At 71.3% G+C, this 16,150-nt stretch carries 17 protein-coding genes and 1 tRNA gene; 12 read left to right on the top strand and 6 right to left on the bottom strand.

Annotated elements, in window-relative coordinates:
• The first annotated feature begins 125 nt into the window (after window positions 1-125).
• The 4 genes from ACFQUV_RS15165 (at window position 126) to ACFQUV_RS15150 (ending at window position 3,143) form a co-directional block, all read left to right on the top strand.
• Window positions 126-716 (top strand): tetratricopeptide repeat protein, encoded by a 591-nt coding sequence (locus tag ACFQUV_RS15165; protein ID WP_129611421.1) that lies wholly within the window; start codon window positions 126-128, stop codon window positions 714-716.
• A gap of 124 nt (window positions 717-840) precedes the next feature.
• The gene (locus tag ACFQUV_RS15160) at window positions 841-1,317 is read left to right on the top strand and encodes a TerB family tellurite resistance protein (RefSeq protein ID WP_129611420.1); all 477 of its coding nucleotides are present in this window, start codon (window positions 841-843) and stop codon (window positions 1,315-1,317) included.
• Window positions 1,314-2,153, top strand: coding sequence for an SDR family oxidoreductase (locus ACFQUV_RS15155; protein WP_129611419.1), 840 nt, complete (start codon window positions 1,314-1,316; stop codon window positions 2,151-2,153). Before ACFQUV_RS15160 ends, ACFQUV_RS15155 begins: the two co-directional genes overlap by 4 nt.
• A 195-nt stretch (window positions 2,154-2,348) precedes the next feature.
• A complete protein-coding gene (locus ACFQUV_RS15150) occupies window positions 2,349-3,143 on the top strand; it encodes a glutamine amidotransferase (protein WP_129611418.1) in 795 nt (264 codons plus the stop codon).
• Window positions 3,144-3,371: 228 nt separating this feature from the next.
• Here the strand turns inward: ACFQUV_RS15150 and gdhA are convergent, their stop codons facing one another.
• Window positions 3,372-4,721, bottom strand: coding sequence for an NADP-specific glutamate dehydrogenase (gene gdhA, locus ACFQUV_RS15145; RefSeq protein WP_129611417.1), 1,350 nt, complete (start codon window positions 4,719-4,721; stop codon window positions 3,372-3,374).
• Window positions 4,722-5,026: 305 nt separating this feature from the next.
• Window positions 5,027-7,141, bottom strand: coding sequence for a sulfatase-like hydrolase/transferase (locus ACFQUV_RS15140; RefSeq protein ID WP_129611416.1), 2,115 nt, complete (start codon window positions 7,139-7,141; stop codon window positions 5,027-5,029).
• Between the two features lie 340 nt (window positions 7,142-7,481).
• Between ACFQUV_RS15140 and ACFQUV_RS15135 the strand changes: the two genes are divergently transcribed.
• A complete protein-coding gene (locus ACFQUV_RS15135; protein ID WP_129611415.1) occupies window positions 7,482-7,742 on the top strand; it encodes a hypothetical protein in 261 nt (86 codons plus the stop codon).
• Window positions 7,743-7,811: 69 nt separating this feature from the next.
• On the opposite strand, the gene ACFQUV_RS15130 is transcribed toward ACFQUV_RS15135, so the two are convergent.
• Both ACFQUV_RS15130 and ACFQUV_RS15125 read right to left on the bottom strand, forming a co-directional pair.
• Window positions 7,812-8,069: a hypothetical protein gene (locus ACFQUV_RS15130; RefSeq protein WP_129611414.1), complete on the bottom strand. Its 258-nt coding sequence runs from the start codon at window positions 8,067-8,069 to the stop codon at window positions 7,812-7,814.
• Between the two features lie 201 nt (window positions 8,070-8,270).
• Window positions 8,271-8,346 (bottom strand) — tRNA-Ala (locus ACFQUV_RS15125).
• A 255-nt stretch (window positions 8,347-8,601) separates the two neighbouring features.
• Between ACFQUV_RS15125 and ACFQUV_RS15120 the strand changes: the two genes are divergently transcribed.
• From ACFQUV_RS15120 to leuB, 4 genes are all read left to right on the top strand, one after another.
• Entirely contained in the window at window positions 8,602-8,892 is a 291-nt protein-coding gene (locus ACFQUV_RS15120) for a YggT family protein (RefSeq protein WP_129609983.1), read from the top strand.
• Complete coding sequence (locus ACFQUV_RS15115) at window positions 8,889-9,227, top strand: DUF167 family protein (protein WP_129609981.1); 339 nt, start codon at window positions 8,889-8,891, stop codon at window positions 9,225-9,227. The genes ACFQUV_RS15120 and ACFQUV_RS15115 overlap by 4 nt, the downstream gene beginning before the upstream one ends.
• Entirely contained in the window at window positions 9,224-10,108 is an 885-nt protein-coding gene (folD, locus tag ACFQUV_RS15110; RefSeq protein ID WP_129609980.1) for a bifunctional methylenetetrahydrofolate dehydrogenase/methenyltetrahydrofolate cyclohydrolase FolD, read from the top strand. The genes ACFQUV_RS15115 and folD overlap by 4 nt, the downstream gene beginning before the upstream one ends.
• A gap of 154 nt (window positions 10,109-10,262) precedes the next feature.
• Window positions 10,263-11,378: a 3-isopropylmalate dehydrogenase gene (gene leuB / locus ACFQUV_RS15105; RefSeq protein WP_129609978.1), complete on the top strand. Its 1,116-nt coding sequence runs from the start codon at window positions 10,263-10,265 to the stop codon at window positions 11,376-11,378.
• A gap of 265 nt (window positions 11,379-11,643) precedes the next feature.
• On the opposite strand, the gene ACFQUV_RS15100 is transcribed toward leuB, so the two are convergent.
• The gene (locus tag ACFQUV_RS15100) at window positions 11,644-11,988 is read right to left on the bottom strand and encodes a hypothetical protein (protein ID WP_111388727.1); all 345 of its coding nucleotides are present in this window, start codon (window positions 11,986-11,988) and stop codon (window positions 11,644-11,646) included.
• A gap of 225 nt (window positions 11,989-12,213) precedes the next feature.
• Here ACFQUV_RS15100 and ACFQUV_RS15095 point away from each other — a divergent pair, with 225 nt between their 5' ends.
• Together ACFQUV_RS15095 and ACFQUV_RS15090 are read left to right on the top strand one after the other, a co-directional pair.
• Window positions 12,214-13,563, top strand: a complete 1,350-nt coding sequence (locus tag ACFQUV_RS15095; RefSeq protein ID WP_129609976.1) for a sulfite oxidase — start codon at window positions 12,214-12,216, stop codon at window positions 13,561-13,563.
• Window positions 13,560-14,054: a hypothetical protein gene (locus ACFQUV_RS15090; protein WP_129609974.1), complete on the top strand. Its 495-nt coding sequence runs from the start codon at window positions 13,560-13,562 to the stop codon at window positions 14,052-14,054. Before ACFQUV_RS15095 ends, ACFQUV_RS15090 begins: the two co-directional genes overlap by 4 nt.
• Window positions 14,055-14,108: 54 nt before the next feature.
• Here ACFQUV_RS15090 and ACFQUV_RS15085 read toward each other — a convergent pair whose 3' ends face one another.
• Window positions 14,109-14,885: a hypothetical protein gene (locus ACFQUV_RS15085; RefSeq protein ID WP_129609972.1), complete on the bottom strand. Its 777-nt coding sequence runs from the start codon at window positions 14,883-14,885 to the stop codon at window positions 14,109-14,111.
• A gap of 152 nt (window positions 14,886-15,037) precedes the next feature.
• Between ACFQUV_RS15085 and ACFQUV_RS15080 the strand changes: the two genes are divergently transcribed.
• Entirely contained in the window at window positions 15,038-16,072 is a 1,035-nt protein-coding gene (locus ACFQUV_RS15080) for an aspartate-semialdehyde dehydrogenase (protein WP_111388143.1), read from the top strand.
• Window positions 16,073-16,150 lie beyond the last annotated feature (78 nt).

Here is a 16,150-nt window from a genome sequence, read left to right as displayed (position 1 = left end):
ATTTCGGCGTTGCAAGCGAATTCTTAACTCCCGCTTTCTAGTCTCGCCGGCAGGCCACCCAACATCCGAGTCGTGCATCGCAGTCGATCGCCCGGCCGGAACCGCCGGTCCCGCCCGGGCGAGTCATGAGTATCGAGGTCCATCGGTTCGCGTTCGTCGCCCTCTCGGGTCTCCTGTGGCTCGCGGGCTGCGAGACGACGGCGGTGAAGCTGCCGGAGCTGCCCGGCGCGGCGCCGGCCGCGGTTGCGGTGGGGACGCCAGCCCCGGTGGCCGACGTCGACATCACCGGCTCGACCGCCGGAGCCGACCCCAAGCTGCTGCCCGACAACATGACGCCGAGCCTGCCGAACGACGATCTCAGTGTCGGCAAGGAGCACTTCCGGCAGGGCCAGTACGGCATGGCGGAGAAGATGTGCCGGCGCGCCGTCGAGGCGGCGCCGCGCTCGGCCGAGGCGTGGCTATGCCTCGCCGCCTCCTACGACCGGCTGAAGCGCTTCGAGCTCGCCGACCGCGCCTACGGCCAGCTCATCAAGATCACCGGCCGCACCCCGGCGGTGCTCAACAACATCGGCTATTCCTACATCCTGCGCGGCGACTACCGGCGGGCCCATGCGACGCTGCTCGCCGCCGAGGCCGGCGACCCGGCCAACCCGTTCATCCGGAACAATCTGGCGCTGCTCGCCGAGGTGACCCGGACCAAGGAGGGGGTGCGCTGACGGCACCGGGCCACCCGGCGCGGCTTTCCCCCGACCCCGTCGTCCCGGCGCGCTTTCCCCGCCATGGGGATTTGCTCTAGAAGGCGGTCCGACCGACGCGACCCCGCCCCCGGAGCACGACCGCATGTTCGACGACATCAAGACGTTCTTCGCCGAGCTGACCAGCGGCGGCAAGAGCCCGACCCGTTTCGAGCCCGACGACTACCGGCTCGCCGCCGCCGCCCTGATGGTCCATGTGGCGACCCTCGACGCCAACCTGTCGGAGACCGAGCGCGCCAAGCTGCACACGCTGCTGGAGACCCGCTTCGGCCTCGACGCCGCCGATACCGACGCGCTGATCGACGCGGCGGTGGCGGCCGACCGCGAGGCCGTCGATTTCTACCAGTTCACCCGCCTGCTGATGCGCAGCCTCGACGAGGAGGGCCGGCGCAAGGTCGTCGCCATGATGTGGCAGATGGTGTTCGCCGACGGCGACGTCACCGAGTTCGAGGACAATGTGATGTGGCGGGTCGCCGATCTGCTCGCCGTGCCCAACCGCGACCGGATCGAGCTGCGCCGCCAGATCGCGGCGGGACGCGACCCGCTGGACGAGCCGACGTGAGCGACGCGGCCGCGCACGAGCCCCCCTCCGTTCCGGCCCACCCGGAGCCGGTCGCCGTCGTCACCGGCGCCTCCTCGGGCATCGGGGCGGAGCTGGCGCGGCTGTTCGCGGCCGACGGCCACCGCGTCGTGCTGGTCGCCCGCCGCGAAGCGGAGCTGACGACCCTCGCCGACGAGATCGCCGGCCGCGGCGCGCCGCGCCCGGTGGTGATCGCCCTCGATCTCGCCGCGCCCGAGGCGGCCGCCCGCCTGCGCGAGACGCTGACGGCGCAGGGGCTCGCGGTCCGCTATCTCGTCAACAATGCCGGCTTCGGCCTGCTCGGGGTGGCGACCTCGCTCGATGCGGACCAGCAGCTCGCCATGATCGACCTCAACGTCCGCACGCTGACGGCCCTCACCCTGGCGTGCGCCGACGACCTCGTCCGCCAGCGCGGCGGGCTCCTCAATGTCGGCTCGCTGGCCGGCTTCATGCCGGGACCAGGCATGGCCGTCTACTACGCCACCAAGGCGTTCGTGCTGTCCTTCACCGAGGCGATCGGGCGGGAGCTCGGCCCGCGCGGCGTGCGCGTCAGCGTGCTGTGCCCCGGGCCGGTGCCGACCGGCTTCCAGGCGCGCGCCGGCGTCGGCGCCACCGGGTTCCAGAGCGTCATGACGGTGACGGCCGCCGCGGCGGCCCGCAGCGGCTACGACGCCCTGATGGCGGGTCGCCCCCTGGCGATCCCGGGCCGGCTCGCCCGGCTGGTGCCGCTCGTCGTGCGCCTGCTGCCCCGTCGCGCCATGCTGGCGCTGATTGCGGCGACGCAGATCCGCCGGCTCGGCGATCGCGGCGGCCTGTGAGGCGGATAAAATCGTTCTCCACCCATGCCCCGCGGGAGAAGCGACGCTGCGGTCGCGACAGCGGTCCGGACGCGGCTGTCTCTTCTGCCCGAGCATCTGGCGCGAGGCTTGCATCGCGATCGGGGCCGCGGTTAGCCTTGGCGTGACGCCGCGGCCACAGAACACCGCGCCGCCAGCACGGGACCGCGACCAACGATGCCGAATCCAGTCCTCGTCGTCCTGCACCAGGAATGCTCGACGCCCGGGCGCGTCGGGCAGTTCTTGCAGGCGCGCGGCATCCCGCTCGACATCCGCCGTCCCCGCTACGGCGACCGGCTGCCCGAGACGCTGGCCGAGCACGCCGGCGCCATCGTGTTCGGCGGCCCGATGAGCGCCAACGATCCCGACGACTTCGTCAAGACCGAGATCGACTGGCTGGCGGTGCCGCTGGCCGAGCAGAAGCCGCTGCTCGGCATCTGCCTCGGCGCCCAGATGCTGGCCAAGCAGCTCGGCGCCCGCGTGGCGCCGCATCCCGACGGGCACGTCGAGGTCGGCTATTATCCGCTGCGCGTCACCCTCGACGGCCGGCGCGTCTGCGGCCCCTGGCCCGGCCACGTCTACCAGTGGCATCGCGAAGGCTTCGAGCTGCCGGCCGGCGCCCGCCTGCTGGCGGAGGGCGACACCTTCCGGAACCAGGCGTTCCGCTACGGGCCGGCCGCCTACGGGCTCCAGTTCCACCCCGAGGTGACGCACGCCATGATGTGCCGCTGGACCACCCGCGGTCACGAGCGGCTGTCGTTGCCGGGCGCCAAGCCGCGGCTGGCACATTTTGCCGACCGTCCGGTCTACGACGGCGCCGTGCGGGCCTGGCTGTCGGCGTTCCTGGACGCCTGGCTGGCGCCGGCACAACCCGCGGCGCACAGCGAGGCTCGCGCCGAGGCCCGGCCGGGCCGCGGCGCCGAGCGGGTGACCGGGATCGGCCTCGCGGCCGGCCCCTTCGCGGCCGGCTGAGGGGACATCACAACGCGGCCGGGCGAACCCGGCCGCGCTTCTCGTCATCCGTCAAACTGGTTCCGATGATCAGTTCGCTGTCGTTCCGGGGCGCGGGCGCTCAGCCCGCGAACCCGGAACCCAGCGAAACAGGTCATCCCGCGGCAGACTCCAAGCTCTCGGCTGGATTCCGGACAGCCGCTTCGCGGCTTCCGGAATGACCACCGAGTGGATCTGCCGGATCTCGTATCAGATCACGCCGAGTGCCCGCATCGCCTCGGCGACCCGGATGAAGCCGGCGATGTTGGCCCCGACCACGTAGTTGCCCGGCGCCCCGTACTCCTCGGCGGTCTCGCTGCACCGATCGTGGATGCCGCGCATGATGCTCGCCAGCCGCTCCTCGGTGGCCTCGAAGGTCCACGAGTCGCGCGAGGCGTTCTGCTGCATCTCCAGCGCGCTGGTGGCGACGCCACCGGCGTTCACCGCCTTGGCGGGGCCGAACAGCACGCCGGCGTCGGTGAAGATGCGCATCGCGTCGGGCGTGCACGGCATGTTGGCGCCCTCGCCGACCGCCATGACGCCGTTCTCGACCAGCACGCGGGCGTCGCGGCCGTTGAGCTCGTTCTGGGTCGCCGACGGCATCGCGATGTCGCACGGCACGTCCCAGATGCAGCCCTGCGGCACGTAGGTGGCCGTGCTGCCGAGCGCCTCCGCATAGTCGGCGACGCGGCCGCGGCGCCGCTCCTTGATGTCCTTGAGCAGCGCGAGGTCGATGCCGCCCTCGTCGACCACGTAGCCGTCGGAATCCGAGCAGGCGATCACCTTGCCACCGAGCTCCTGGATCTTCTCGATGGTGTAGATCGCCACGTTGCCGGAGCCCGACACCACGACCTTCTTGCCGTCGAAGTCGGCGCTGCGGGTGCGCAGCATCTCGCGCACGAAGAACACCGAGCCATAGCCGGTCGCCTCGGTGCGCACCTGCGAGCCGCCATAGGCCAGCGCCTTGCCGGTCAGCACGCCCGCCTCGTAGCGGTTGGTGATGCGCTTGTACTGGCCGAACATGTAGCCGATCTCGCGCTGGCCGACGCCGATGTCGCCGGCCGGCACGTCGGTGTGCTCGCCGAGATGGCGGTACAGCTCGGTCATGAAAGACTGGCAGAACCGCATGATCTCGGCGTCCGAGCGGCCCTTGGGGTCGAAGTCGGAGCCGCCCTTGGCGCCGCCGATCGGCATGCCGGTGAGGGCGTTCTTGAACACCTGCTCGAAGCCGAGGAACTTGATGATGCCGAGATAGACGCTCGGGTGGAAGCGCAGGCCGCCCTTGTAGGGGCCGAGCGCCGACGAGAACTCGACCCGGAAGCCGCGGTTGATGTGGACCTGGCCGCGGTCGTCGGTCCACGGCACGCGGAAGATCACCTGGCGCTCCGGCTCGCAGATGCGCTCGATGAGTCCGTCCTCGGCGTAATCGGGCCGCTTGGCAATCACGGCACCGAGGCTCTCGAAAACTTCCTTGACGGCCTGGTGGAACTCGTCCTCACCCGCGTTGCGTCGGACGACCTGCGCGTAGAGAGGCTCTAGCTTTTCGTCGAGAGTGACCATTGTCTGTTTTTGACTCGAGATCGATGATTGAGATGGGCACATGAAACTGCCGCGGAAACGGCAGGCCCGGCGTGACCGGATGAGGGTTCGCGTCCGGAGATCGATAGGCGGCGGATCGCCGTCGTAGCCCGCGGGGTCGGGCCCACGACGAGGCGTCGCGGTCGAGACGAGCGGCAATTCGAACATGCCCCGAAAGGCGAGCCGAGTCGCGATGCCGTCGCGCCGAGCAGCCATACGTCGCATGCAGCGGCGAGTCGAGACGCCGTCGCGCGCCCAGCGTGCAGCACCTCGCAAAACGTGCGTCGTCAATGGCGGACGAGAAGGCCGCGCTCCAGCATGCGCCGGTTGATCGCGGCGGCGAGACGCCCGCCATCGGCGAACCACAGTGCGCCGCCATGGCGCCGCATCAGGTCGCGCCGCAGCGCGTGGAGCGGGTCCAGCGGCAGGCCCGCGGCCTCCAGCACCACCGTACCGAGATAGGCGATCTCGATCTCGTCGGGCAGATCGGGCGCGATCGTCGGCACCCTGTTGACGCCGTCGATCGCCACATAGGTGCGGTAGGCGAGATGCTCGCGCGGAAACTGCTCGGGCACCGATCCCCACGGCGTGTGATGGCCGAGCAGGCCCGCCGTGAACGGCGGCTGGTGGTCGCCGAAATGCAAGATCACGAACCGCCGCGACGGCAGCGCCGCGGCGAGCGCATCGCGGAACGCCGCGTAGTCACGCACCGTCGCCCGCAGCCGCCGCAGATACTCGTCGAGCTCGCGATCGGCGATCGGCTCCGTCGGAGGAGCATCGTCGCCACGATAGCGTCGATCGTGGGGAGCGTGGTTCGCCATCGTCAGCACGAACAGGAAGGCGGGGCCACCGCCGGTCTCCGCGTGGCGTCGCAGCCAGGCGAGGCCGCGGTCGAGATAGACGCGGTCCGGCGCCCAGTCGCTGCCGAGGCCGAGGGCGGCACGGTCCAGCATGGTGTCGATGCCGATCGACGCATAGAAGCCATCGGCACCGGCGAAGTCGCCGGCGGACGGATAGAGAACCGCGCCGCGATAGCCGTGGGTCGCGAGAACCCCCGGCAGGCTGTGGCGGATGTGCCCGGTCGCCCAATGGAACACATGGGTGCCGAAGGCCCCGTAGGCGCCCGCCGGAATCCCCGTCATGGCCGAGAACTCGGTCTTCCACGACATGCCCCCGAAGGTCTCGACCCGCAGGCCGCGGGTGCGCCCGTCGGCCGAGCGGAAGAAGGCGGCGACCTCCGGGTCGCACGCCCCGTCGACATAGAGCCACGGCGGAAAGGTCGACTCGTTGAGGATGAGCACGATGTCGGGCGGCGTTTCGGCACGCGCGATCGGAGCCGGTGCCGACGGCGGCGGGAACGGCGGAAGCGGCGGGAGCGACGGCGACGCGGCGATCTCCAGCACGCCGCCGCGCCACCACGCCCGCCCCGCATCGGTCACCGTCTCGAACAACCGGGCGACATGCACAGGCCGCGAGAAGTGCACCAGGAAGTCGCGCAGCGGCAGGCGCCGCCGCGTCGTCACCACCAGCACGGCGGCCACCGCCACCAGCCACGCCGCGCTCGTCGGGCCGATCGCGACCGGCTCCACCAGGGCGACGGCACCGACCAGCCCGAACGCCAGTCCCAGCCGGCCCAGCATGCGGACCACCAGGGGACGCTGAGCGTCGATCAAGAACCGCAGCGCGGTGCGATCGCGCAGGAACGCCACGAGATCGTAGGCGTGCAGGTTCATGTGGGTGTAGCGGTGCTTCTCGGCCGACAGAGCGGCGAGAAGCGCGACCGTCTCGGCGACCGCGACGGCCGCCGTCGCCGGGCGGCCGCCGACGACGAGAACGACGGCCCACAGCAGCACGACGACAGCCAGCGCGAAGTGACGGTCGACCGCCGCCGGCTCGCTACGCGCCAAGCGGCGCGCCACCACGTAGCCGACAGCCGCAGCGACCAGCCAGCCGAGATGCGGCGTGATCGCAGCCGCGAGGGCGACGGCGGCCGGCAGCCCCGGCGCCGCGCCGATCCACGCACCGAGCGCGCCCGCCGGCGGCTCCCACCAGAGAGCGGCGGCGAGCAGAGCGAGCCGCGCCGCGACGCCTGCGGCCGCCCGGGCCGCGCTCCGGCTCCCGATCGGAGCATCCGCCCTCGGTCGCCCGCGCAGCACGGCGCGCCCGGCGGCGATCAGCCCGGGCGCTGCGACGATCGTCGCCACCGTGAGGTCGGTCACGACCGACGCCAGGATCGGACGCTGAAGCACCGCCGTGGTGGCCGCGAACACCAGCACGGCGACGACCGCCCGCTCGCCGCGGCGGCGCCGGTTGTCGATCGCGCCGAGCCGTCGGGCCAGCGACCCGAGCATCACGAGAGGCAGCAGCACCGACAGGATGGGAAGAGCAGACTCGACGGTCATTCACGACTCGATCGCGGACGCATGCTGTCGTCGAGCTGCGCCTCGCGATTTCCGACGCCGCCTGATCCGACCGGGACGTTTGCTCGCCCGGCGCGACACGCCATGCAACACCGACGCACCGCTCCGGCGACGTGCCGCCCCGCCCGCCGGCTGTCAAGGCTCCGGCGCGGACGCTCGGGCGTCTGCCGTGAGACGCTCCGCCCCGCACCCGACTGCGACCGCCGGTCGCAGTTCGGGCTTGCGATCGACCGCCGATCACCCTAGCAAGACGGCGATGAGGCCGTGCCGCGCGCGATCGATCCTCGTGGACCGCCCGCGCGGCCCCTGCACTGGAACTGACATGTTGGTGAATGTCGTGCGCGTCGTGGTCTCGATCGGTGTCGCCATCGGCACCGGCGTGCTGCTCTATCTCGACAACCGAGTCCTCGGCACGGTGATCACCGGCCTCACGGTGGGACTGCTGGTGTTCGGCGTCATCGGGGCCGGCGTCGCGCTGGCGTTCGCGATCCGCGCGGTGGTGCGGGCGATGTTCGCCGCGCCCGAGCCGCCGTCCGCTCCCGCCGAAGCGCTGCGTCCACAGCGCGCCTCGGGTCGCCCCTGAGGCCGGCCGCGGCTCGCCCGGTGTCGGTCACTCGGTGCCGGTCACGCGGTGACGGCCACGCGGTGCCGGTCACTCGGCCTGGACGTGGCGGGCGACGCACTCGACCGGGTCGTACACGGTCACCTGCAAGATCGGGAACCCCTTCTTGATCACCCGACCGGCCGCCTCGGCGGCCTCGACGGTGGCGTAGGAGCCCTTGGTCTGGCGGTCCACCTGGAGCAGGTAGCGGCCGTTCTCCGGCTTGCGGTTCTGCGAGGGCGGCTCGGATGCCGCGGGGCTGGGGGCCACGAGCTTCGTGAGGGTCTTGGCCCCCGCGCGAGTCGGCATTGTCGTTTCCTTCCAAAATGGTTCGTTCGGAATAGGTCGGGATCGGGAGGTCGGCAGACGTCGTCCCCCACGCACGTCGGCACGCGCGCAGGCTGCCGACCCGAGACTCCGGGGCGCCAGGTCACCGCTTCGCGATCCGCGCCGGGCGGCGGCGGATCGGAGGTGCGCGACGGAGTGCGCGACGGATCGAGTCGGACCGGATGGTGGAGCCGAGGGGATTTGAACCCCTGACCTCCGCAGTGCGATTGCGGCGCTCTCCCAACTGAGCTACGGCCCCGCCGCTCGCGGCCGCAAGGGCGGCGAGCCATCAGGTGGCGCCATTTACGGGGGCACTCCGGGGAGTGTCAAGGCATGTCGGACGATACCGGGCGGACGACGGCGACATCCCGGCCCGTCGGGCCGGGCGGCGGGCGTTGACCAAACGGAGTCTTGGTGCTTGCCGCTCGTTTGGCGGAACGGTACACGTCGCTCGGCCAGGCTGCCCGCCCGCCCTCCCAGCAGACGTATTGCTGTCACCTGACGAGACCGCGAGATGTTGGAATTCCTCAGTTTCATCAGCACGCTGCTGACGCTCTACGTGTACGTCCTGATCGCCGCCGCGGTGCTGAGCTGGCTCATCGCCTTCAACGTCGTCAACACCCGCAATCAGGCGGTGTCGACCATCGGCGAATTCCTCTACCGCATCACCGAGCCGGTGCTGCGGCCGATTCGCCGGATGATGCCCGACCTCGGCGGCATCGACATCTCGCCGGTGATCGTCATCCTGGCGATCTTCTTCATCCAGTCGGTCGTGCTCCAGAACTTGGCGAAGGCGTTCTATTGAGCGGAGCCGACGACCCGGCCGCCTGGACCCCGGTCCGCGACGGGCTCTCCGTGACGGTCCGCCTGACGCCGCGGGGCGGACGCGACGCCATCGACGGTGTCGAACGGCTGGCCGACGGCCGCACCGTCCTCAAGATCCGCGTGCGCGCCGCGCCGACCGACGGCGAGGCCAACGCGGCCCTGCTGGCGTTTCTCGCCAAGTCCCTGCGGGTGCCGTCCCGCGCCGTCACCCTGGTGGCCGGCGACACCGCCCGAATCAAGCGAATCGAAATCGGTGGCGACGCGCGCGCCCTGGCGGACGCCCTCGCCCGACTGTCCGGAGTGCAAGCCGCATGAGTGCGCGAACGATCGATGGCAAGGCGGCCGCCGAGGCCGTGCGGGCGGCGGTGGCCGCCGAGGTGGCGCGGCTGTCGTCGGCGCACGGGCTGGTGCCCGGCCTCGCCGTGGTGCTGGTCGGCGACGACCCGGCGAGCGCCGTCTATGTGCGCGGCAAGGGCAAGGCGACCATCGCGGCCGGCATGCGCTCGTTCGAGCACAGGCTGCCGGCCGAGACCACGCAGGACGCGCTGCTCGCCCTCATCGCTCGCCTCAACGCCGATCCCGCCGTGCACGGCATTCTGGTCCAGCTGCCGGTGCCGAAGCACATCGATCCGCTCGCCGTGATCCTCGCCATCGATCCGGCCAAGGATGTCGACGGCCTCCACCCGATGAACTCCGGCCGCCTCGCCAGCGGGCTGCCGGCGCTCGTGCCCTGCACGCCGCTCGGCTGCCTGCATCTGGCGAAGAGCCTGCACGGCTCCCTCGCCGGCCTCGACGCCGTGGTGGTCGGCCGCTCCAATCTGGTCGGCAAGCCGGTGGCGCAGCTTCTCCTGGCCGAGAACGCCACCGTCACGATCGCCCATTCGCGCACCCGCGACCTGCGCGCCGTGTGCCGGCGCGCCGATCTCCTGGTCGCCGCGGTCGGCAAGCCGGGCATGATCCGCGGCGACTGGATCAAGCCGGGCGCCACCGTGATCGATGTCGGCATCAACCGGGTGCCGACCGCCGACGGCAAGGGGCGGCTGGTCGGCGACGTCGCCTTCGACGAGGCGGTGGCGGTCGCCGGCGCGATCACGCCGGTGCCGGGCGGTGTCGGCCCGACCACCATCGCGTTCCTTCTGGTCAACACGGTGCGGGCCGCCTGCGCGGCCGCCGGGCTGCCGACGCCGAAGATCTAGGCGGAACACAGCCTCGTGTCCCGGGCGCTGCACCGCGTCCGAGGCACGAGGCCGGCGCAAGACGCGCACCCTTGCCATCGGGCGGCGCGGGCTCTAGCACAGCCGCATCCCCGCCCGCCTCTTTTTGTCCGAACAACCGAACGAGACCGCGACCATGGCGACCCACAAGCTCCTCCTCCTGCCCGGCGACGGCATCGGCCCCGAGGTGATGGCCGAGGTGAAGCGGCTGATCGCCTGGATGAACCAGAACGGGCTCGGCAGCTTCGAGACCGAGGAGGGACTGGTCGGCGGGGCCGCCTACGACGCCGAGGGCGTCGCCGTCTCGGACGCCACCATGGCGCGCGCTCTGGCGGCCGACGCGGTCATCTTCGGCGCCGTCGGCGGCCCGAAATGGGCGAACGTGCCCTACGAGGCGCGGCCCGAGGCGGGATTGCTGCGGCTGCGCAAGGACCTCGGCCTCTACGCCAACCTGCGCCCGGCGATCTGCTACCCGGCGCTCGCCGACGCCTCCTCGCTCAAGCGCGAGGTGGTCGACGGGCTCGACATCGTCATCGTCCGCGAGCTGACCGGCGGCGTCTATTTCGGCGAGCCGAAGACCATCGTGGATCTCGGCAACGGCCAGAAGCGCGCCATCGACACCCAGGTGTACGACACCTACGAGATCGAGCGCATCGGCCGGGTCGCCTTCGAGCTGGCGCGCAAGCGCCGCAACAAGGTGGCATCGTTCGAGAAGCGCAACGTGATGAAGTCGGGCGTGCTGTGGAACGAGGTGATCACCGCGCTGCACGCCCGCGAGTTCCCGGACGTCGTCCTGGAGCATGTGCTGGCCGATGCCGGCGGCATGCAGCTCGTGCGCTGGCCCAAGCAGTTCGACGTCATCGTCACCGACAACCTGTTCGGCGACGTCATGTCGGACATCGCCGCCATGCTGACCGGCTCGCTCGGCATGCTGCCGTCCGCCTCGCTCGGCGATCTCGACGCGACGACCGGCACCCGCAAGGCGCTGTACGAGCCGGTGCACGGCTCGGCTCCCGACATCGCCGGCCAGGGCGTCGCCAACCCGATCGCCATGCTGGGCTCGTTCGCCATGGCGCTGCGCTACTCGTTCGGCCGGCTGAAGGAGGCCGAGCTGATCGAGACGGCGATCGCCAACACGCTCGACAAGGGCCTGCGCACCGCCGACATCAAGTCGGAGGGCACCACGGTGGTCGGCACCCGTCAGATGGGCGAGGCGGTGATCGCCGAGGTGGCGCGGCTGGCCGGCAAGTGATTCGCGTGGCCGTTGATTCGCGTGGCCGCCGAAGTCCGGGTTCGCGGCGTCGCCGCGCCCCGGACCGACGGCGAGCCGATCACCCGGTCCGCGCATAAGTCGGCCGCGACGGCGGCCTCCGGACGACGAAAAGGCGCCGGGCGGCCCCGGCGCCTTTCTTCGTATTGACCATCTCGAGTCCGGCGGAACACGGCGACGTCCGCCCGCGGACGCACCGGCCCGCAACGCTCGCGACCCGCGAGCGCCGGACGATCGCGATCGTCGCTCAGTAGCGCGAGTAGCCCGGGATGTCGAAATCCCCCGGCAGCGGCATCCGCGACCACGACCCCGGCGCCGACGAATAGTCGAACGACCGCGGGAAGATCGAGTAGGCCGGCGACACCGCATAGTCGCGGTAGTGCTGGCTATTGGGCAGCGGCTCGCGGCCGGGATCGAGGAACGAGCGCCGCCGCACGGTGACGCGGGCCGACGGCCGACCGTTGTAGACCTCGACCGGATCATAGGCGCGCGCCACGCGCCGCTTGGACTGAGCCTCGGCCGGCGAAGCGGCGAACAGCGCTGCCGTCAGCCCGGCAGCGGCCGCGAAGGCAACCAGTGTCGTCAGGCGCATGAGACCTCGCTCTCAGTCGAAACCCGGTTCTCAGTCTTAGACCCTATCCCCGGCTCCCCACAAGGGAAACGCCGGACCGCGATGCGGTTCCGCGAGACCTGTGGCGGCGCTGCTGCACCCGGTCCGCACGGGCGGCGGCCGATCCGACACATTGCCGCGCCTTCCCCACTCGGCCTAGACTGCACTGATCAACGATAAAAACCCGTTATCGGGAGGAGAACGACCATGCCGCAGCAGCACGACAAGGACACGGGCGGCCGATCCGGCCCCGATCGCCGCGGTTTTCTGGCGCGGGCCGGACTGGCCGGCGCAGGCGCCGTGATCGGCAGCGCGGTGCCCTTCGGCCCCGGCGCGATCACTCCGGCCGCCGCCCAAGGCACCGGCTCCGCCCCCGGCGCCACCGGCTCATCCGCCGCGCCGGCCGCGCCGGCCGCACCGGCCGCACCGGCGAGCCCGCCGGCCGCCAAGGGGCCGCAGCAGCTCAGCTACCCGGGCAAGAGCGACAAGCTGGTGCTGCTCGGCGACCGCCCGCTGGTGGCGGAGACGCCCGAGCACCTGCTCGATGCCGACACCACCCCGACCAACCTGTTCTTCGTCCGCAACAACGGCCAGATCCCGGAGCCGCCGACCGATCCGGAGACCTGGAGGATCACCGTAGACGGCGAGGTCGAGAAGCCGCTGACCCTGACGCTCGCCGAGCTGAAGTCGCGGTTCCGGCCGGTGACCCGCTTCCTGGTGCTCGAATGCGGCGGCAACGGCCGCGCCTTCTTCAGCCCGCCCGGCCGCGGCAACCAGTGGACCAACGGCGGCGCCGGCTGCGCCGAATGGACCGGGGTGCGGGTCGCCGACGTGCTCAAGGAGGCCGGCGTCAAGCCGTCGGCGGTGTTCAGCGGGCACTACGGCGCCGATCCGCATCTCTCCGGCGATACGAGCCGCCAGGCGCTGTCCCGCGGCGTGCCGATCAAGAAGCTGCTCGACGAGAACAACCTGATCGTCTGGGCGATGAACGGCGAGCCGCTGCCGACCATCCATGGCGGGCCGGTCCGCCTGCTGGTTCCCGGCTGGCCCGGCTCGGTGTCGGCGAAGTGGCTGACCCGCATCTGGGTCCGCGACAAGGTCCACGACGGCGCCGGGATGGGCGGCACCTCCTACCGGGTGACCGTCAACCCGATGGTGCCGGGCGGCAAGCCGGACGAGAAGAACTTCCGCGATCTCGAGTCGATGCCGGTGCGCTCCATCGTCACCAGCCCGGCGAACGGCACAAGGCTGCCCGCCGGCACCCGCCGGGTGGAGCTGCGGGGCGCCGCCTGGGCGGGCGACCACACCGTCAAGGACGTCCACGTCTCCCTCGACTACGGCGCGAGCTGGCAGCGGGCCGACCTCAAGGCGCCCCGCAATCCGTACGACTGGCAGCGGTGGACCGCCTCGGTCGCCCTGCCGAGCGACGGCTATTTCGAGGTGTGGGCGCGGGCGACCGATTCGAACGGCGTGATGCAGCCGCACATCGCCGGCAACTGGAACCCGCAGGGCTACGGGGCGAACCCGATGCACCGCGTCGCGGTGCTGGTCGGATGAGCCGCCTCGATGCCTCGGCGCGCAGCGGGACACCGCGAGGCGCCCGCGCCGGCCGTACCCGGGCCGGCGCCGTCCCCGGCCGACGGGTCGGCGCCATCGCCGTCGCCCTGTGGCTCCTGGCGGGGGCCGGGCTCGGCCTCACGGGCGCCGCGGCCCAGACCTCGGGCGCCGCACCGCCGGCGCCGCGCGAGCTGCCGGCCGAGCCGCCGGCCTTCACGCCGAGCGAGGAGACGCCCGAGCAGTTCCCGCCCGGCGAGGGCCGCGACGACACCTTCGCGAGCTGCACCGGCTGCCACAATTTCAAGCTCGTGGCGGCCCAGGGCATGAGCCGGCGACAGTGGGAGGACTCGCTCGACTGGATGGTGCGCCGGCACGGCATGCCCGAGCTCTCCGGCGCCGAGCGCGAGCGGGTGCTGAGCTATCTCGAAGGAGCGTTCCCGCCGCGCGCCCCCGCCGCCCAGCGCGGCTGGCAGAACCCGTTTCTGCGCTGACGCCGACACGCCGACGGTCCGGCACACCATCGGCCGGGCCGGCGGCTCCTCCGCTCAATAGCGCGGCGGCGCGTAAGGGTTGGCCTTGCGGGCCACGGAGGGGTTCGGTCCGCGCGGGTCCGAGGTCTGCACCACCGGGCTGCCGGAGCAGCGCATGGGGCGCGTCATGCCGGCCCGCAGGGCCGCGTCGGCGTCCTTGGCGGCGAGCGGCCGGATCAGCTCCAGCCGGTCGATGAGGCAGGCGAGATGCCCGGGCGACGGCCGGCTGCCGTCACCCTCGCAGTACCAGCCCTTGATGTAGAAGGCCGTCGTGTCGAAGCGGCTGAGGAAGGCGAGGCACTGCTTGCGCAGGCCGTCGGCGTTCACCGCCAGATCGACGGCGCGCACCTCGCCGTGGCGCGTCTCCAGGTCCCAGTGAGTCGAGCCGAACCGGGTCGGCAACCGCCGCAGATCCGGCAGGTCCCTGACCTCTCCGGCGATGCTGCCGGCGCCGAACCCCGGCCGTGGCGGCAGCACCAGCGCCACCGTGATGTCCTGGCCGCGGCTGTGAACCTGGCCGTAATGGCGGATCTCGACCCGGCCGAGGCCGCGGCTCTCGGCCACCAGGGCGCGCACCGGCAACCGTTCGAGCGCCGGATCGGCGAGCCGGAACGACGGCGCCTGCTCGCGGACCGTCGGCCAATAGCCCCACAGGGTGAAGAGGCCGAGGCCGATCAGGCCCAGCACCAGGGCGCCGACCAGATGGAAGCCGTAGCGGATCACGATTCCGACGGTCGACACCGCCGTGGTCAGTGGATCGCGGCCCCTGTCGGACTCGAAATACGACGCCATCCCGCCCCCCTGTCGCCCCCTCGATCCGCCGACGCCGGCGCGGATCGCGGACGAGGCATGCGTTGTCTCGCCGATGGTTCTCGCTTAAAAGCGGTTGCGCTGCGGTGTCTCCGTAGGAGAGGCCGGGCGAATTCCGATCCTGGGAGTTAACGATGGGTTACAAGGTCGCGATTGTCGGTGCCACGGGGAACGTGGGCCGCGCGATGCTGGAGATCCTCGCCGAGCGGCAGTTTCCGGCCGACGAGGTGGTGCCGCTGGCGTCCCGGCGCAGCCTGGGCGTCGAGGTCTCCTACGGCGACAAAACCCTGACGACGAAAGCCCTGGATCACTACGACTTCTCCGACGTCGACATCTGCCTGATGTCGGCCGGCGGCAGCGTGTCGAAGGAGTGGTCGCCGAGGATCGGGGCGCAGGGCGCCGTGGTGATCGACAACTCGTCGGCCTGGCGCTACGACGCCGACGTGCCGCTGATCGTGCCCGAGGTCAACGCCGACGCGGTCGTCGACTTCCGCAAGAAGAACATCATCGCCAACCCGAACTGCTCGACCGCGCAGCTCGTCGTGGCGCTCAAGCCGCTGCACGACCGCGCCGGCATCAAGCGCGTCGTGGTGGCGACCTATCAGTCCGTCTCGGGCGCCGGCAAGGACGCCATGGACGAGCTGTTCGCGCAGACCAAGGCGGTCTTCACGCTCGGCGAGATCGAGACCAAGAAGTTCCCGAAGCGCATCGCCTTCAACCTGATCCCCCATATCGACGTGTTCATGGAGGACGGGTACACGAAGGAAGAATGGAAGATGATGGTCGAGACCAAGAAGATTCTCGACCCGAAGATCAAGCTCACCGCGACCTGCGTGCGGGTGCCGGTCTTCATCGGCCATTCGGAGGTCGTCAACATCGAGTTCGAGAAGCCGATCTCGGCCGACGAGGCGCGCTCGATCCTGTCGACGGCACCGGGCTGTCTCGTCATCGACAAGCACGAGCCGGGCGGCTACGTGACGCCCTACGAGAGCGCCGGCGAGGACGCCACCTACATCAGCCGCATCCGCGAGGACGCGACGGTGGAGAACGGCCTCGTGCTGTGGTGCGTGTCCGACAACCTGCGCAAGGGCGCCGCCCTCAACGCGGTGCAGATCGCCGAGTGCCTGCTCAAGCGCAATCTGCTGACGCCCAAGAAGAAGGCGGCCTGACGGCCTGCCGCCCGCGGGGCGCCGCTCGCGGCGTCCCCGACCCGAGACGAGACCGATGCCCGGCCCGCGCCGGGCATT

This window comes from Rhodoplanes sp. P11 (genome assembly GCF_964266735.1).
GTDB classification, from domain to species: domain Bacteria; phylum Pseudomonadota; class Alphaproteobacteria; order Rhizobiales; family Xanthobacteraceae; genus Rhodoplanes; species Rhodoplanes serenus.
This window is presented reverse-complemented; position numbering and strand designations above follow the sequence as displayed.

What these genes read in the sequence shown, in the direction of transcription:
- ACFQUV_RS15165 (WP_129611421.1), top strand. Translation starts at nt 126, where the DNA reads ATGAGTATCGAGGTCCATCGGTTCGCGTTCGTCGCCCTCTCGGGTCTC.
- ACFQUV_RS15160 (WP_129611420.1), top strand. Translation starts at nt 841, where the DNA reads ATGTTCGACGACATCAAGACGTTCTTCGCCGAGCTGACCAGCGGCGGC.
- ACFQUV_RS15150 (WP_129611418.1), top strand. Translation starts at nt 2,349, where the DNA reads ATGCCGAATCCAGTCCTCGTCGTCCTGCACCAGGAATGCTCGACGCCC.
- gdhA (WP_129611417.1), bottom strand. Translation starts at nt 4,721, where the DNA reads ATGGTCACTCTCGACGAAAAGCTAGAGCCTCTCTACGCGCAGGTCGTC.
- ACFQUV_RS15140 (WP_129611416.1), bottom strand. Translation starts at nt 7,141, where the DNA reads ATGACCGTCGAGTCTGCTCTTCCCATCCTGTCGGTGCTGCTGCCTCTC.
- ACFQUV_RS15135 (WP_129611415.1), top strand. Translation starts at nt 7,482, where the DNA reads ATGTTGGTGAATGTCGTGCGCGTCGTGGTCTCGATCGGTGTCGCCATC.
- ACFQUV_RS15130 (WP_129611414.1), bottom strand. Translation starts at nt 8,069, where the DNA reads ATGCCGACTCGCGCGGGGGCCAAGACCCTCACGAAGCTCGTGGCCCCC.
- ACFQUV_RS15120 (WP_129609983.1), top strand. Translation starts at nt 8,602, where the DNA reads ATGTTGGAATTCCTCAGTTTCATCAGCACGCTGCTGACGCTCTACGTG.
- folD (WP_129609980.1), top strand. Translation starts at nt 9,224, where the DNA reads ATGAGTGCGCGAACGATCGATGGCAAGGCGGCCGCCGAGGCCGTGCGG.
- leuB (WP_129609978.1), top strand. Translation starts at nt 10,263, where the DNA reads ATGGCGACCCACAAGCTCCTCCTCCTGCCCGGCGACGGCATCGGCCCC.
- ACFQUV_RS15100 (WP_111388727.1), bottom strand. Translation starts at nt 11,988, where the DNA reads ATGCGCCTGACGACACTGGTTGCCTTCGCGGCCGCTGCCGGGCTGACG.
- ACFQUV_RS15095 (WP_129609976.1), top strand. Translation starts at nt 12,214, where the DNA reads ATGCCGCAGCAGCACGACAAGGACACGGGCGGCCGATCCGGCCCCGAT.
- ACFQUV_RS15090 (WP_129609974.1), top strand. Translation starts at nt 13,560, where the DNA reads ATGAGCCGCCTCGATGCCTCGGCGCGCAGCGGGACACCGCGAGGCGCC.
- ACFQUV_RS15085 (WP_129609972.1), bottom strand. Translation starts at nt 14,885, where the DNA reads ATGGCGTCGTATTTCGAGTCCGACAGGGGCCGCGATCCACTGACCACG.
- ACFQUV_RS15080 (WP_111388143.1), top strand. Translation starts at nt 15,038, where the DNA reads ATGGGTTACAAGGTCGCGATTGTCGGTGCCACGGGGAACGTGGGCCGC.